The sequence below is a fragment of the Nitrospinaceae bacterium genome (assembly GCA_018669005.1).
Lineage (GTDB): Bacteria > UBA8248 > UBA8248 > UBA8248 > UBA8248 > UBA8248.
Map to the genome: position 1 here is coordinate 40,740 of JABJAL010000096.1, position 15,720 is coordinate 56,459.

Sequence of the window (15,720 nt, forward strand, 5' to 3'; positions counted from 1 at the left end):
ATAAAACACTCACAGTGATGTCATTGAAATAAGTTCAATCACGGACATTTCAAAACTTTCGCCTAGAGATACTCAACGCAACTTCAGTTGCAAGCGCATTTGAGGGTGCTACAACAACTCCCACAGATTCGAGTTTTCTCACCTGCTCCGAATACACCTGCGAGTCTTCCTCTGTCCCGCAAACAGAAGCGACCACACTGGCTTTTCCCTCTGAAACCCCACATATCGTCTCGGCAATCTGAGCGGCTGGGTCGGCATGGGCTCCATGGCCAATTACCACATCCATCAAAATCACCGCGACTCCGGGCTCCACAAGAGATCGAGACATGAGATCATTCCTTAGCGTAGGATCGATCATTGGATGAGGTCGCCCAACGGTATATTCGTCTGCTCCAAGATCAAGAATTGAATGGGTTTTATCGTCTGCCTCATCCAAACCTCTAGCACCCGGCACCGGGGTGTTTGAAAATAACGTTTCGCCTTCAGAAAGAAAAATTACCTGTGCCTCTGCACACAAAGTACCCCCTGAATAAATTCCACGTATTAGCGTACGTCCTTTTTCAAGGCTTTGGGCAGTAACGCTGGCCGTATTTTCAACAACCCGGGGCCGCGTAATTTTATCGCCAAGAACGTCTTCCACAGCAGCCGTCAGTGTAGATACGGAATGCGCGTTCACTGGAAGATCTTTGGCATCGAGCCCCAAGAAACAAACTGTGAATTTTTTAGACGATTTTTCAATACGTTCAAAAATCAGGCTGGCCGCTTTTTCCGACGGCGGCTTCGAAATCAGGATTATTCGGTGCGTCGCAGAATCTTCGTCAAGCGCATCTATTGCCATCAAAGTCATAATACCCCCGATGGTTTCACTTAAATCCCGCCCTCCAACACCAATTCCATGCGACACACCGCCGCCATTCCTGGCGATGAGACTCGAAACTTCCTGAAGTCCTGTACCCGCAGCGGAAATGATACCCACATCTCCTCGCGGCACTTCGTTGGCAAAGGCAAGGGGAACACCTCCCAAAATGGCAGTACCGCAATCAGGTCCCATGAACAACAACCCACGCTCCTTAGCCTCTAGCTTTAGCGATAACTCATCTACAATCGATACATTGTCACTGAAAAGCATCACGTGAAGTCCATTTTGAAGAGCTTTACGCGATTCAACCGCAGCAAATTCACCAGGAACCGAGATAAGAGATAAATTCGCACCAGGCAGCGCAGCTAATGCCGTGTCCATCGTCCTGGGAAACCAATCACCTACACCTCCACTGCGGAGAGAGGGTGAATCAAGAAGATTTTCTGCCTCCTCGAGTGCATTTTTTCCTGATTCTCCATCGGCTACCTTTAAAGCAATTATCAAATCATTTGCACCCACCTCACGCCCTTCATCCGCAAGCAGATCGGCTTCGTCCAAGACCCCCTTGTTTGAATCCGTTCCGATCATCATCGCTGCGGCACCAACACCGGGAAGCGCAGAAATTTGCTGAGACAGGCGCATGAGTGCTACCGAGTCGAGATAGAATCCTCTCCGAATATAATTGATGACTTTTGACTCTCTCATTTGTGTTTAGAATACCTCAAGACTTGTTAAATCGATTTTAGCTTACTCAATAGATTGGCCAGCCTTGAATCACCGCTGGCTGGAGGAGACCAGTCTAAATGCACAACTGGTACGCTTCTATTTTTCAAGTCTCGAAAAAAACCATCCAGACCAATATTGATGATTTTCGGTTGCTCCCCGAGCAGTTTTTTAATCATACTCCCCCCCCCTACATCCAATTTCCCTACCTAAAATCCGATACATCAACCGCCTTGCTGGTATTCACGCTCTCTACGATAGCCTCGAATACCGCTACAACCTCCAGACCCTCGGCACCACCAACTTCAGGTTTGTCTCCCGTTCTAATACAACGGCTAAATTCCACCAGTTCAGCCGCCAGGGCATCGCCTTTTTCCACAGGAAGTTCGCAACGGGAAGTCTCATCTTTTTTCTGATAATACAGTTTCGAGCCGTCTTCCTCGCTCCAGCCGCAACCCTCAGTGCCATATGCAGCCGTTGAAATTAGTGTCGGTGTAACGATACACGTCTGAAGATAGCCGAGCGGACCACTCTCAAACTCCATTCCGATGACAGAAACGTCGTCGAGATTCCCCCCCGCGAAAAGTTTCTTACTGAAAGCAAATACCCGCTTCACGGGCCCGGCAAGGTAGTGGAAGTTGTCCAATTTATGGACACCAAGCGCCCCCATGCCACCGATTGGGCACTCCTCCCTATCGTTCCTCCAACCTTGGCGCGGCACTTGGCCATTAGTGTTCGTGATGTTTGCCTCAAGCTGATGAAGCATCCCCAATTCGCCATTGTCAATCATCTCGCGAAGGCGGCGTGTGGCACCCATCTTTCGGCGGTGGTGCCCAACCTGCAAAATAACATCGGCATCTTCCGCCGCCTTGATTGCCCGTTTGCCGTCAGCCACTTTGAGAGTAAACGGCTTTTCAACAAAAACATGCTTACCCGCCGAGGCCGCCTCGATGATCATGTCGCCATGCGTAGTATGAGGCGTTGCGATAATCACGCCCTCCACTTCATCGTCATTAAGCAGTTCATCGAGACTAGACGCCGACCGGCAACCCACTTCCTTTTCAAACGCTTTTCGTGTTTCCTCCGTCCTCGAAAATCCAGAAATGATTTCACCCTCACCACCACGTCCAAGAGCGTCCGCAAGCATGCCAGCCCATCGCCCAACTCCGATAACACCAAGACGCACTTTATCTGAAGTCATAATTTGTCTCCCTTTCCGAACATCTCCCCCTAACTAAAATCCATAAAGCTTAGCGGGATTGTCTACGAGAATTTTATTACGAACTGCCTCATCCGGTGCCCAGTCGGCAAGTTGGTCGAGAAGATCCGCATCGTTAGGCGTGAATTTATAGAAAAAAACGTGTGGCCAATCAGACCCCCACAACATTCGGTCTTTATTGGCTTCAACAAGCGCTCGACCAAAAGGATCGACATCTGTATATGGCGGGCGCTCGAGCCCAGTAATCCTATTTGGTGCTGTAAGCTTCACCCAGGCCTGTCCATCTCGTACTAAATCGAGAAATTCCTGAAATCCGGGGTCTTCAACTCCCTTCAACGTGGGCACATACCCCAGATGACCAAACACCGAATCCACTGGCAGGCCCGAGAAAGTTTTTCTGAGATCGGGAAAATCATTCGCGTGAAGGAGAAATTCAAGGTGCCAGCCTAATCCTTTGATTCGTTCGGCTATTTCTTCAATTTCGCTAAAATTCGAAAATGGATTGCCGCCGGGATCGGCTAGATTTATCCGAATACCTCTAACTCCCGCTTCGTTCATTCTCTCAAGTTCTTGGTCAGTTACTGTTCCATCCACAGCCACCACGGCACGAAGCCGACCGCCGGTTTCGGCAAGCGTGTCCATAATCATTGTGTTATCCGTGCCGTAAGCACTAGCCTGAATCAATACACCACGCTCGACCCCCAATATTTCGTGAAGCCTGAAATAATCCTCGATAGAACAAGGTGGCGGTGTGTAGCCACGCCGAGGTGAAAGTGGATATTTCTCCTCGGCACCAAAAATGTGGGCATGCGTATCACATGAACCGGGAGGGAGCTTTAGTTTCGGTGTTCTCGTATCGGGATCTGGGCCCGGACAAAGAGGATATTTTTCGTCCGTCATCACTTCTCCTTAAAATTCGGCTACCGGGGCATGGCCGTATTCAGATAGGGATTGCACAAGTCTTTCGGAAACGAGGAAGTGCATTCTACGACATGCCGCCCTCGGGTCAATCGTTAAACTTGAAATCTGGAACCTGCGCTCGAATTTGGCGCTCGTAGTAGTCCCATGTAAATTCATAAAGAAGATCGTAGGGTGCATTCAGGCCGAGCTTTATCGCAAGTTCATCGTTGAGCGGCTGAGCATTTCCCCCTTGATAGGCAAGAAGTTGCGTCTGAGCCGCTTTTTCGAGATATACGGCCCGCATACACGCCTCCCTCACATTAACACCATGAGTCAAGATGCCATGATAGGTAATGATGGAGGCAGGACATTTTCCCATTTTCTTCAAAATTGCTTCTGCCAGCTCGAAGGTATAGACACGATCGGGCGTGTCTTCATATAGAGGAACACCGTTCGCGTAAAAATAAGTGCCAAACTGATCAAATGGCTCTATGCTCTTACCCTGGGCGGCTACAGCCAAGCAGTAGGGGGCATGTGTATGGACTGCAGCCACCATCTCAGGATGGTCTCTGAACATGGCGGCGAAAAGCACCCACTCGTTGTGTTTTCGCCCTTCCCCTTCAATCACGTTTCCATCGTAGTCGATACGTAGCAAATCGCCTGGATACACTTCGTCTAGACCCATAGGCATTTGCTTCATCCAAAATGAGGCGTTGTCAGCCGCCCGCGCGCCGACAAAACCTAAGATAGCGTCCGTCTGCCCAAGAAAACCTAAAATTCTACCTGCAAGGGCCACTTGGTATCGTAATTCTGGTTCTGTGGTGCTGGGCATCCTTATCCTCCTAATGCACCGCGCTCTGGGCGCCAGCGCGGAAATTTAGCTTTTCCTCGAGTTCATCTAACGTGATTACCCATCCGAGACGCCGTTGAATGTTCGAGAGAGCAAATTGATGAAGATCCTCTCCGTAGGCCGATGCGACACAATCGGAGGGCACCACCACAGTGTAATTGCGGCAGTATGCCCCAAAAACGGAGGCCAAAACGCAAGTATTCGTATTGCAACCAGCGATGAGAAGCGTATCAACGCCCAGACCACGCAACAGGACTTCAAGCTGGGTCCCGTAAAACATATCGAAAGTTCGTTTGCTGTCGATAAGATAGTCTTCTTGTTGAACATCCAAGGTGGAAATCAATTCTCCTTCCGGCGAGCCGGGGGATTTATGGCGGGCAAAATCACTCTGCTGGTGAGGCGTGAAAGATTCCTTTGCTCCGAGCATGGCCTGCTCAAAGGGATGCTTACCCAAGAGAGGATCTTCATAAACCGTGTAGACGTGAATGATGGGCAATTCGGCCTTCCGGGCGGCGGCGAGCATACGGTTCGTCCCCGCGATAACGCGTTCGCACTCGGCTTCCGGGACCGGAAGCGAGGCGATTGTAGGCTCAAGGTTCCCCCGCTGGCAGTCGATGGTGACGGCGGCGGTCTTTCCCGCCTCGAAGCGGAGAGCGGTGTTCATTTTTTTGGCCAGGGCCGATCGGTCGATCAAAGCGACGGAATCGTTTCCCATTTTGTTTTCCTCCGGGCATCCGGCAAAAGGCCGGTCTTTTTTTATACTGTCCGCTACCGGATCAGGCGGCGGCCGGCACGGCGGGCGGCGCGGCGGGCGTTCGCCGCTGCCAGAAATAAATGGCGCCCAGCAAGGAGGCTCCAAAGATGTTCAGGGCGTATCCCGAAATCCATCCCTGAAATACCAACTGGCCGGGGATGAAACATAAGGCCGCCGAGACCCCCAGGGCGGCCCATTCGATGATATTTGTCTTTCTGCGGAGATAGCCCATCGTCCAGGCGGAAAATCCCAATGTTCCCGCCACGGCAAATACCATGACCCAGACGGCGAGTCTTGCCGAGCCGGTGAGCAGAATCGGCGTGTACGCGAAAAGTAGCGGGATGACGTAGAGCATTTTCGCGAACCGGAAACTCATCCAGCCCGTCTTCATGGGGTCGGCCCCGGCTATCGAGGCCGCGACATAGGCGCCCAGGCAGACGGGGGGCGTGATGTTCGAATCCTGGCTGAGCCAGAAGACAATCATGTGGGCGGCAATGAGCGGCACGCCCAGATTTTCAAGCGCCGGACCGGCTAGCACCACGAGAACGAGATAAGAAGCCGTAATCGGAAGCGCCATCCCCAGGACCAGGGAGGCGACCCCGACCAGGAAGATGGCGAATAAAAGGCTGCCCCCCGAAAATGCGACCAGCAAATAGCTCATCTTCAGGCCAAGGCCCGTCAGGGCAACCATGCCCACGATGATTCCGACTGCGGCGGCGGCGGAGCCGACGAGCAGGGAATTTTCCGTTCCCTCAACCAGGGAGCGAATGATTCCGCGGAGGTCCATGATCTCAGCGGGTTTCGGAAAAGCTTCGGGAAAGTAGCGATGGAGAGCTATACGGGCCCAGTTGATCAAAACGATGGAGAGAATCGCCACCGCCGCGCACCAGTCGGGCGAATAGCCCACGATCAGGAACAATAGCAGGACAACCATGGGAAGCAGATGGAACCATCCGTTCCGGAACACCTCACCCGGCTTCTGGAGCTCATCATCCGCCATCCCTCTGATGCCATTTTTCTTCGCCTCGAAGTGAACGATGGCCCCGATGGAGAAGAGGTAAAGAAGAGCGGGCACGGCGGCGATTGCCATGATCCGGACATAGGGGACGCCCGTAATCTCGGCCATTACGAACGCGCCCGAGCCCATGACGGGCGGTAAGAGTTGCCCACCGAGCGAGGCGCTGTTTTCGATCGCCCCGGCCACCTGGGGGCGGAACCCCACCTTTTTCATAAGCGGGATGGTGAAGGTACCGGTCGATACGATATTGGCGATGCTGCTCCCCGAGATGGAGCCGAATATCGCCGAGGCCAGAACCGCCACCTTCGCGGGTCCGCCCGCTGTCCCGCCTGCGAGGGCGAGAGGCATATCGATGAAAAATTTCCCCATGCCCGAGCGGTTCATGAACGCGCCAAGATAGATAAAGATAAGAACGTAGGTCGCCATGACGCTCGTCATGACGCCGAAAATGCCTTCCTGAGAATAAAAGGTGTAGTTCACAATCTGATGAACCGTGGAGCCGCGGTGAGAAAGCTGGCCCGGGAATATCCAGCCGAAGTGGGCATACAGGAGGGCGAACAGGGCGATGCCCGGAATCCAGAGGCCCAGCCCGCGCCGCGCGGCCTCGAGCGAGAGAGCGATGGCCGTCAGAGCCATCCAAAAATCCGTGGATGTCCAGGCGCCGGTCCGGTCCTGAAGTTCGAGATAGTGGGATACGTAGTAATACATACAGACGAAAGCAAGACCCTTGAGGGCAAAATTTAACGCCGAGGGTCTGCGAATCGAATATCCTGCCACCATTACGGCCGCGCCCCACCCGATCCAGTCGATGAGGACCGCCCCGTTTTCAGCAACGGTGTCCGCGCGCAAAATGGCGTGGGCGATGAGGAAGGTGAGCCCCGCCGCGAGGATCAGATCCTCCGCGCCGGGCGGGCGCCAGGGCGTGCCTTTCCTGCCCGGAAAAAGAAGGAAAGTCAGCGTCCAGGTCAGGAAGGTGTAGAGGCCGAGGTGAAGGTTTTGCTCGGGAATGCCCGGCCCCGCCGACCAGATGGCGAACAGGCCGAGGAACACCCCCATGCCCTGGTATAGCCAGCCCCACACCCCGGCAAGCTGCGATGCGCGGCTCCCCCCGATGCCGGCCGAAACCTCTTGAGAAGATTCATCGGTGGTCGCCATTATTCCCCCGGAAGAAGGCCCCCGCGCGAATCCAGGCCGCACGGGGGCCGATAATCCATTGCCGCATCGCCGAAACGGCTACGGCATGACGTTTGCCGGAATCTTCTTTCCGTTCTCTTTCCAGAACCGGACGGCTCCGGGGTGAAGCGGCGCGTTGATCAGCTTCATGCCATTGGCGACCGACAATTCGCTGGCGACCTTGCCGGCGGCCGAGAGGATGTATTTTCTCCCCTTGTCGGAATACATGGCTTTCATAATCTTGTAGATGAGCCCCGCCGAAACGTTCTTGTTGGCGATCATGACCGTGCCGGTGCCAAACGTCGGGGTATCGACTTTGACGTTGGGATAAACGCCGGCGGGAATAACTGTCGGGCCGTAATACGGGAATTTTTTATAAAATCCCGATTTCCGCGCGGGGGCGTCCATGTTGATAAAGCGGATCTTCATCATGGTGGCCGTATCGCGGATCATCGCGTTGCCCAGACCGGGGTGCCAGTTGTAGCCGATAATTTTTCCGTTCCGCATCGCTTCGGGGCTTTTACGACCAAGATAGACTGCCTTGAACTTGCCCCATAATCCCAGATGCTTGACGAGGTTGGTCAGATTTTTCGCCGAACCCGAGCCGGGCCCACCCATCGAAAGGGTTTTCCCCTTCAGATCATAAATCGTCTTTACCGAACTTTTCGCCGGCACGAGCAGATGGCCCACGGAGCCGAAAAGATAGGTCATGGTCCGGAGGTTTTTCTGGGCCTTTTTATAATGGGCCTTCCCCCGGGAGCCGAGAAACGTTTCGCTCGAAAAGGTGAGCGCAAGCTCTACCGCGCCCGAATTCACAGAACGAACGTTCTCGGAGGCGCCCGTCGAGGACTCCGAGGAGACCTGAATTCCACTCAATTCCTTCGTCAAATAGACCGCGTAGGCACTGGTCCACCTGTTATAGGCACCACGAATTTGCCCACCTTTCATCGTAATTCGCTTCTGGGCGGTAGCCGTTTCCACAGAAAAACCAACGAAACCCGACACGACGAACAATGCAGTAGCTACTAGACATGTTAACCTGCTTCTCTTTTTCATCGCCTTCTCCTCCCGTGAAAAATTCTTAACTGTCAGATGTGAAACAAAAAAAGCTTTTTATCATCGAGCATTGAAAAATCGCTTTTGAGTATGGTCGTTGTCGAATTTTCCATTAAGCGCATCGAGAAGCCAATCTGCCACAGCAAGATAAAAATCTGGTAGTCGGGAACCCAGTGTATGCGTCTCATTTTCATACACCCAGAGCTCTTTAGGACACTTGAGTAAATCAAAAAGCTGCTCAGCATCTTCAAGAGGACATAACTCATCAAACTCCCCCATCGCGAGGAGCATCGGACAGTCTATTTTTTCTGCGATTGGCTCTAGTGTCATCTGCTCCAACATCACGTCAAACTCATCCTCGTCGTGAATGTCGGACATATACATATAGTTTGTCCGGTAAGCTGGTTTGCCGAGATTAAAAATCGTATCTTTTTGAAGGTAAACACCCATAGCACCGACGCATGCCTTGAGGCGATCATCATGCGCAGCAACACGGGGGCCCCAATAGCTTCCCATGCTCCAACCGTAGAGACCAACCCTAGATGCATCCACCTCGGGGCGACCTTCAAGATAATCGATCGCCGCAGAACCTGCCCGTTCAAAATTATCTAGCGTCACCCAATTTTCCCTCACATTACTCTCGCCCTGGCCAGGACCATCGATGCTTAGAGTCGCTATACCTCGGCGGCGGAAATGATTGTGATAAGGACTAGGCATATACTCCTTGATGGTATCCATACCAGGGACCACCAAAACACAGGGAGCATTTTCAACCCCCGGAACTGTCTGTAGTATCCCAGGGATACTTTTACCGCTTTCAAACGGTATTTCCACCCGCTCGACAGGCGCCTCTTCAAACAACTCGATGAATTTTTCATAACACGCGATCATCTTGGCGTAGAGTTCTTGCTTGCGAGGGCTGTTCGTATGAATCGTACCGCATGCGGGTCCATAGTATAGAGCGGCACGATAGTACAACTCTGCCGCGCTCTCACGGTGTCCAGCCTCCTCAGCTTCACGGGCAAATCCCTCTTCTTGGGCCGCCGTTCTTGCCCACTCCTTAACCACAGCACCCGGCACCTTAATTCGCTCGGTAGTGCGTTTCACATCGGCGGGACGGAAACCCCACTCCACAAACATCGTTGAGCGAAAAGCATAAACGTCATGAACCTTATAGAATTCCTCGGAGATCCATTTATGACTTAACCGGCTACGATCCGACATGAGTTCCTCCATCACATGCAATGAGGCATAACTTCTTTGGCAAACAGTTCGAGTGACTCGTCAAAATCTTGCGACGGCGGATCAATCATGATGCTTTTTACCCCAAAGCTTTCAATTTCCTTGATTCGCTTTACGCAATCCTCGGGAGTTCCTGTAATTGTGAACCGGTCTAGAATGTAATCCGTAATGAGCGGCACATGTTTGGGGTGGCGCCAGTTGCTCACATCAAAATTATCGAGAAGATTTTGAATTTCAGGCTGATACTCTTCGGGCACCGAATCAAGTGTCATCCTGAAATTATGATGTGCCCGGTTAGCGACACGAGATCTGACTTTTTCTCTTGCGGCATGGCCGTCCCGATCCACAGAGACAACAGCTCCAAAGATAATATCCATCGCACCTAGATTATCCTGTCTTTCCGCAATTCCATCATTCAGGTGCCTCAACACCCATTCGACAGTTTCTTTATAAACACCGGAGCCGACAATTACACCGTCAGCGATTTCGCCGGACATCTTCAGTGTCTTTGGTCCCTCCGCTGAGGTGTAGATGGGAATATCGCGCTTGCTCCAGATATTGACGTTAACACCCTCCTCGTATTCAACCACCTCACCTCTGACCAAACTTCTAATCCTGTGTATCGATGTGCGCATGGTCGCAAGGCGAGCCATCTTTCTACCCAACGTGTATACGGGAGTGTCGCCGGAACCGATGCCGAAAAGAACTCGCCCTCCTGACAATTCGTCTAAGGTAGCAATGGTGCTGGCGGCAACGGAATCATCGTGGAGCACAGGGTTAGTAACACCGGGACCAATTTTGACCGTCGATGTATTCTGGATGGCAACAGCTAGAGCAACATTATGATCCCTGCAAGTCAGATGACTTTCTGCCACCCACACCTGCTCAAAACCACTCTCCTCCGCAAGTTTGGCCCGTTTTGCAAGGGCACCGATATCGTCCGGAACAAGATGAAGACTAAAAGCAACTCCCATTTCAAGATCTCCTATACACAAAAAATTACCGACACTATCGATACATTTCGCAAGACAAAGAAATTCAGGAAATCTAGAGCCTTATGTATCGCTTCATGTCTCGGAACAAAAATTTAAAAATTTCTTTTCCATATCCTAACTTGCAAACCTCCGAGTATCAAAAGACCTGGCAATAGCTGGCAATTATTCAATATGCTAATCTAATTTTCATAAATGAATTCCAGGCGCACCTCCAATATCTATGGCTATGTTCTAGGCTTGTGAAATACAGATAGATAGAGACTTTTAAGTTGACCGTAGGAGGACTTCAATGCGTGTTGGGTTGCACTTTGGTCCCTTGCAGGATTTTCCACCAATCGGAAAAATCCTCGAAATGGTACAAAAAGCCGAAAATTTAGGCTTTGACCCCATATTATTCGCCGACAGCGTATCCCTCTCCCGATTTCATGTGCATGACCCATACACTACCCTTGCTCTCGCCGCACAGGCGACCAGCACCGCAATTATTGGCACTTGTGTGACTAACCCACTCACACGTCATCTCTCGGTAACGGCTAATGCAGCAGGCTCTATAGATGACATTTCTGGTGGTCGAATGCTACTCGGCATCGGCACAGGGGACACCGCAGTTCATCTCATCGGGAAAAAAGCGGTCAGGTTGAATACGATGCGGGAGTCATTAATTGTGTTAAAAAATCTACTTTCGGGCACCCCTATAGATTTCGAAAGTCAGGTTCTTACCTCAAATTGGAACAAGTCTGATCTTCCCATCTATCTCGCCGCCGGCGGCCCGAAAACTCTTGCATTGGGTGGAGAACTTGCCGACGGCCTCATTACACTAGCCGGACTAGCTCCCGAGACTATAGAGTGGGTGCGTAGTTGTGTTACCAAGGGAGAAACCATTGCAGGAAAATCGGCAGGCTGCGTTCCTGTTTGGATAGACGGGCTTCTTAGCTTCGGTGATGACCGCGAAAAAATCCGTAACGCTATCAAGCCGCGCATAACCTCATTCGCGAATCAAAATTTCCGTGTTTCCTACCACGCCGTGCCAGAAAATCACCTTTCCGAAGTTAAGACATTCAGAGAAAATTACGATGAAACTGATTTGGGGCCCACCACAAAAAACGCCAAATACGTAACCGATTACATGATCGACCGATTTGGTATTGTGGGTACAGTTTCCGATATCATTGAACGTTTTGAGGCGCTGAAGGAAATAAATGTTGAAACTTTTCTCGTGGCAATGCCTTTTAGTTTAGACGAGCGCATTGCGATAATCGAAATGCTCGGGCGAGAAGTACTCCCGCGCGTGTTATAATGGATCACAATTCTTATCTCTATACATAAAGGAGTATTGCCATGACACGTATGAATGGCGGTCAAATAATCACTGACTATCTCATCCAGGAAGGCACAACGGATCTATTCGGCCTTTGCGGACACGGAAATATTAGTTTTATCGATGCACTCTATGAGCGCTCCGATGAGATCAATACCTACTCGGTTAGGCATGAGTCCGTCTCGGGATTCATGGCAGATGTTTACTATCGAGTAGCCGGAAAACCCGCTGCCACCTTCACGTCTTGCGGCCCGGGCTCGGCCAACATGCCCATCAGCCTGGCAAACGCCTTTTTCGATTCGGTCCCGTTTCTCGCCATTACCGGAAACGTCCCCACCGATCAATTCAACCGGGGCGCTTTTCAGGAAGCATATCGCCACTATCAGGCGGATTTTCCCTCAGCAGTCAAGCCCTTTTGCAAACGCGTTTACCAACCCACACGTGCCGAACAAGTCCCCTTATTCACTCGTCAGGCTTGGAAAACTATGGTCACCGGTCGACCGGGCCCCGTCGTGCTTGACGTCCCATTCGACATTTTCAAGGAAGAGGCTGATGTCGACATGCCCCAGGCGAAAGACTGGAACACCAACATTTCGTGCCGCTGCGGCGCCGACCCTGAGGGTGTGAAGAAAGCGGTCGATATGCTTCTGACAGCGGAACGGCCGGTCATCATGGTCGGCCAGGGCGTCAAATACGGCGGGGCGGCGGAATTGATGCTCCGGCTGGCTGAGCGGCTCAAAATTCCTGTTGTCTGCTCCTCAAGCGGCATAGGAGCCATCGACACCTCCCATCCGTTATCGCTCGGGCTCATCGCCCGGAACGGCACCTATCCCGCGAATCATGCCGCCCGGCAGGCTGATGTCCTTCTCGCCCTGGGGGTCCGTTTCGATGACCGTACATCGAGCAGTTGGCTGCCGGGATATTCGTTCAACATCCCGCCCACCAAATTGATTCATGTGGACATCGACCCTGAGGAAATAGCGCGAAACTACCCTGTAGCTCTAGGTCTCATGGCTGACGTGAAAATTTTTCTAGGTCAGGTGCTTGCTGAAATGGATGCGCGGAAAGCCGCCAACGAAATTCCGGCCGCACGTGAAACATGGCTACGCGATATCGACGGCTGGAGTAATGAATGGGAAGAATGGACCGCCCCCGGCTATCAGGTGGACACGACACCGATTCACCCACAACGCGCTGCTCACGAGATCGACAAAGTACTACCTGATGATGCCATTGTCGTCAGTGATGTAGGCATCCACCACAATTGGCTCATTCAGTATTGCCGTCCCAAAGGCCCACATTCGCTCATAGGCTCAATGGGATTTGGAGCTATGGGCTTCGGAGTGGCGGGTGTTTTAGGTGCCGCCATCGCAGCGCCTGGAAGACCCTGCCTTTCTGTCTGCGGAGACGGTGCTTTTCTAATGCACGCTAGCGTCATGGCCACGGCGGTTGAATACAACATCCCCGCCATTTGGGTTGTGTGGAACAATTATGCCTACGCTTCAATACGTGGCCTCCAGCGCGGTTACCTCGATGGGCGAGAACTCGTCACTGACTTCAAGGAACCGAACTCAAAAGAACCTTACAACCCCGACTTCGCCGCCATGGCACGAACGGCTGGCATCAACGGTATTCGAGTTGATAAGGCTAAGGACCTAGGAGAAGCCGTAGAGGAAGCGATTAAGGCAAATGCTCCCTGCGTTATCGATGCAAACATTCAGGGGGATGGCAACCCAGTCGGTGCAGGGGTATGGGAATTGCCCGGCCTAGGCCACGGCGAACCAGCCATCGGGACAAGAACCATCATTGATGGCTAAAATTAAGCTAGCCTTGACTCCAAATCCTACGATAGAGCACCTTTGAGTTTTTAATGTGCTTCACCTCCTGGGAGATTTCTTCGGCCCAGGAGGTGGACCATGCTTGCTCGATATCGCCAGCGCTCATGACCTCTGGTGACTCGAACTCATACAGAAAAAGGTTTGTTGGCTCCCCTTCAACAGCCAGGTATCGCCGAAACGAGAGCAACCCCTCTATCTTCGCAACCTCGCCATAATGCTCCCGGCCCAGCCATGCGTTAAAACCAGGCCGGACATCCAGCGCGACATCAAACCTTAAAAGACATACCGCCGGCCCTATTGCAAGACTCGGGTCCCTTGAGGAATCCGAAGATCCGTTCACCCTCGACACCTCGGCATAATGGTTACGTACCTGCCCGAGCCTAAGTGCCATCATATCGGCGACGTTGGCAGGAAGATGTCTCGCTGCCTCAAGGCGCCCTTTACTGTGAAATTTCGTGTAGGCGGGCATTATCTCAAGAAGCTGAAATCGCTTCGGTGCTTTTATCGCCTCATAATGAGAAATCGCAGAAAACGAGCCCTCAGCAAGCGTTCGGGGCAGATGCTCCCCATGAAGCCATTCGAGATATTCTGCCACCTCGCTTTCCTCGACATCGTAATTGGGGGCGAAAAGCCCCAGATCGCCACTTCGAACGACTTCCATAATCAACCTCCCCCAAGCTACCAGCCGCCCTTTAATCTCAAAGACTGCAGGTTCATAATAGAAGTATCTACGCGGAAAAAATCCAATCTCTCCTTACCTAAAACAGGAGTTCTCAAATGGACGCTCTCGTATTCCGGCAAGAGGAAAAACCATGGCTCTCCCCTCCTGCGCATTATAACGCACTATCCAAGATGCTCGTCGCGCCCGAGAACTCTGGCTCCCAGCATTTCGATTTCCGCATATCGATCTACCAGCCTGGCGGCTGGGCCGAGGCCCACAAACACGAACAAGCGGAGAATATTTACTACATCCTCAAGGGAACTGCGAGAGTCACGCTCGACGGGAAGCCGCATATATGCGAGCCCGGCGCCGTTATTTTCATCCCCCCGGGCGTGATGCATGGCATCGACAATCCTGGCACCTCGGATCTCGAGTTCGTTGTTGTCGCCTCCCCTCCAGACGACATGGCGCGGCCCTAGGCTCCTATCACTTGCCACATGCCGCTCATAACGGAAAAGCCCCGCCCGGAACGGATTCGCCCGGAACGGGTTCGCCCGGAAACGGGTTCGCCCGGAGCGGGTTCGCCCGGAGCGGGTTCGCCAGGGGGGGATATCTCGATCTGTCCTCGTTACAATTACTAAATTAAATATTTAAATAATAAAATACCACACCAAACAAAGAGCACCCCGAGATTTGACTTTCGTTTTATTTTCGTATACAAATTACAATCTCCCCTTGCAGGAGGGGGTTGACACCATTTCCTCGGGAGCTTCGCGGGATAAGGCCCCCCCCCTACCTCCCAGGTGTTTGGGGGTGACACCAATTTCTCGGGAGCTTCGCGAGATAAGGCACCCGACCTCTTCCCGGGTGTTCGGGGGTGACACCATTTTTTCGGGAGCCTCGCGGGATAAGCCCCCCCCTACCTCTCCTGGGTGTTCGGGGGTGATACCAATTTCTCATTTTTTTTAGCCACTTACGCTACTCCATGCAGGAGAGATGATGACGATTTCCCGTATCCTCCAAATGAAAGTGGCCTCCAGCCTCCGGCTCATACTCTATGGCGTGAGGGTTGCCGCAGGCTTTCCCAGCCCGGCGGACGACTACATCGAAGGCA

The 15,720-nt window shown here is 52.3% G+C and carries 15 protein-coding genes; 4 read left to right on the forward strand and 11 right to left on the reverse strand.

Going from position 1 to position 15,720, the window contains the following annotated elements; all coding sequences use genetic code 11:
* Nucleotides 1–49 precede the first annotated feature (49 nt).
* The 10 genes from fdrA to HOJ95_15340 all read right to left on the reverse strand — a co-directional run bounded on the left by fdrA (nt 50) and on the right by HOJ95_15340 (nt 10,768).
* Nucleotides 50–1,564 carry an acyl-CoA synthetase FdrA gene (fdrA, locus tag HOJ95_15295; protein MBT6396063.1) on the reverse strand — a complete coding sequence of 505 codons (1,515 nt, stop codon included), beginning with the start codon at nt 1,562–1,564 and terminating at the stop codon, nt 50–52.
* Nucleotides 1,565–1,590: 26 nt separating this feature from the next.
* The gene (locus tag HOJ95_15300; protein MBT6396064.1) at nt 1,591–1,761 is read right to left on the reverse strand and encodes a fdrA domain protein; all 171 of its coding nucleotides are present in this window, start codon (nt 1,759–1,761) and stop codon (nt 1,591–1,593) included.
* 26 nt (nt 1,762–1,787) lie between these two features.
* Nucleotides 1,788–2,783, reverse strand: coding sequence for a Gfo/Idh/MocA family oxidoreductase (locus HOJ95_15305; GenBank protein MBT6396065.1), 996 nt, complete (start codon nt 2,781–2,783; stop codon nt 1,788–1,790).
* A 33-nt stretch (nt 2,784–2,816) separates the two neighbouring features.
* Nucleotides 2,817–3,701, reverse strand: coding sequence for an amidohydrolase family protein (locus HOJ95_15310; GenBank protein MBT6396066.1), 885 nt, complete (start codon nt 3,699–3,701; stop codon nt 2,817–2,819).
* 106 nt (nt 3,702–3,807) lie between these two features.
* Nucleotides 3,808–4,533, reverse strand: coding sequence for a class II aldolase/adducin family protein (locus HOJ95_15315; GenBank protein ID MBT6396067.1), 726 nt, complete (start codon nt 4,531–4,533; stop codon nt 3,808–3,810).
* A gap of 10 nt (nt 4,534–4,543) precedes the next feature.
* Complete coding sequence (locus tag HOJ95_15320) at nt 4,544–5,266, reverse strand: cysteine hydrolase (GenBank protein MBT6396068.1); 723 nt, start codon at nt 5,264–5,266, stop codon at nt 4,544–4,546.
* 61 nt (nt 5,267–5,327) lie between these two features.
* Nucleotides 5,328–7,478 carry a TRAP transporter fused permease subunit gene (locus HOJ95_15325; GenBank protein ID MBT6396069.1) on the reverse strand — a complete coding sequence of 717 codons (2,151 nt, stop codon included), beginning with the start codon at nt 7,476–7,478 and terminating at the stop codon, nt 5,328–5,330.
* Between the two features lie 78 nt (nt 7,479–7,556).
* The gene (locus HOJ95_15330; GenBank protein ID MBT6396070.1) at nt 7,557–8,552 is read right to left on the reverse strand and encodes a TAXI family TRAP transporter solute-binding subunit; all 996 of its coding nucleotides are present in this window, start codon (nt 8,550–8,552) and stop codon (nt 7,557–7,559) included.
* A 60-nt stretch (nt 8,553–8,612) separates the two neighbouring features.
* Nucleotides 8,613–9,776, reverse strand: coding sequence for an alpha/beta hydrolase (locus tag HOJ95_15335; GenBank protein MBT6396071.1), 1,164 nt, complete (start codon nt 9,774–9,776; stop codon nt 8,613–8,615).
* 11 nt (nt 9,777–9,787) lie between these two features.
* Nucleotides 9,788–10,768: an LLM class flavin-dependent oxidoreductase gene (locus tag HOJ95_15340; protein ID MBT6396072.1), complete on the reverse strand. Its 981-nt coding sequence runs from the start codon at nt 10,766–10,768 to the stop codon at nt 9,788–9,790.
* A 310-nt stretch (nt 10,769–11,078) separates the two neighbouring features.
* On the opposite strand from HOJ95_15340, the gene HOJ95_15345 reads away from it, so the two are divergent.
* Nucleotides 11,079–12,086: an LLM class flavin-dependent oxidoreductase gene (locus HOJ95_15345; GenBank protein ID MBT6396073.1), complete on the forward strand. Its 1,008-nt coding sequence runs from the start codon at nt 11,079–11,081 to the stop codon at nt 12,084–12,086.
* A 35-nt stretch (nt 12,087–12,121) separates the two neighbouring features.
* Nucleotides 12,122–13,924 (forward strand): thiamine pyrophosphate-binding protein, encoded by a 1,803-nt coding sequence (locus HOJ95_15350; GenBank protein MBT6396074.1) that lies wholly within the window; start codon nt 12,122–12,124, stop codon nt 13,922–13,924.
* A gap of 7 nt (nt 13,925–13,931) precedes the next feature.
* On the opposite strand, the gene HOJ95_15355 is transcribed toward HOJ95_15350, so the two are convergent.
* Complete coding sequence (locus HOJ95_15355) at nt 13,932–14,606, reverse strand: hypothetical protein (protein ID MBT6396075.1); 675 nt, start codon at nt 14,604–14,606, stop codon at nt 13,932–13,934.
* 116 nt (nt 14,607–14,722) lie between these two features.
* On the opposite strand from HOJ95_15355, the gene HOJ95_15360 reads away from it, so the two are divergent.
* Nucleotides 14,723–15,085, forward strand: a complete 363-nt coding sequence (locus HOJ95_15360; protein ID MBT6396076.1) for a cupin domain-containing protein — start codon at nt 14,723–14,725, stop codon at nt 15,083–15,085.
* 544 nt (nt 15,086–15,629) lie between these two features.
* A partial coding sequence (locus HOJ95_15365) for a peptidase S24 (protein ID MBT6396077.1) occupies nt 15,630–15,720 on the forward strand: 91 nt, incomplete at its 3' end.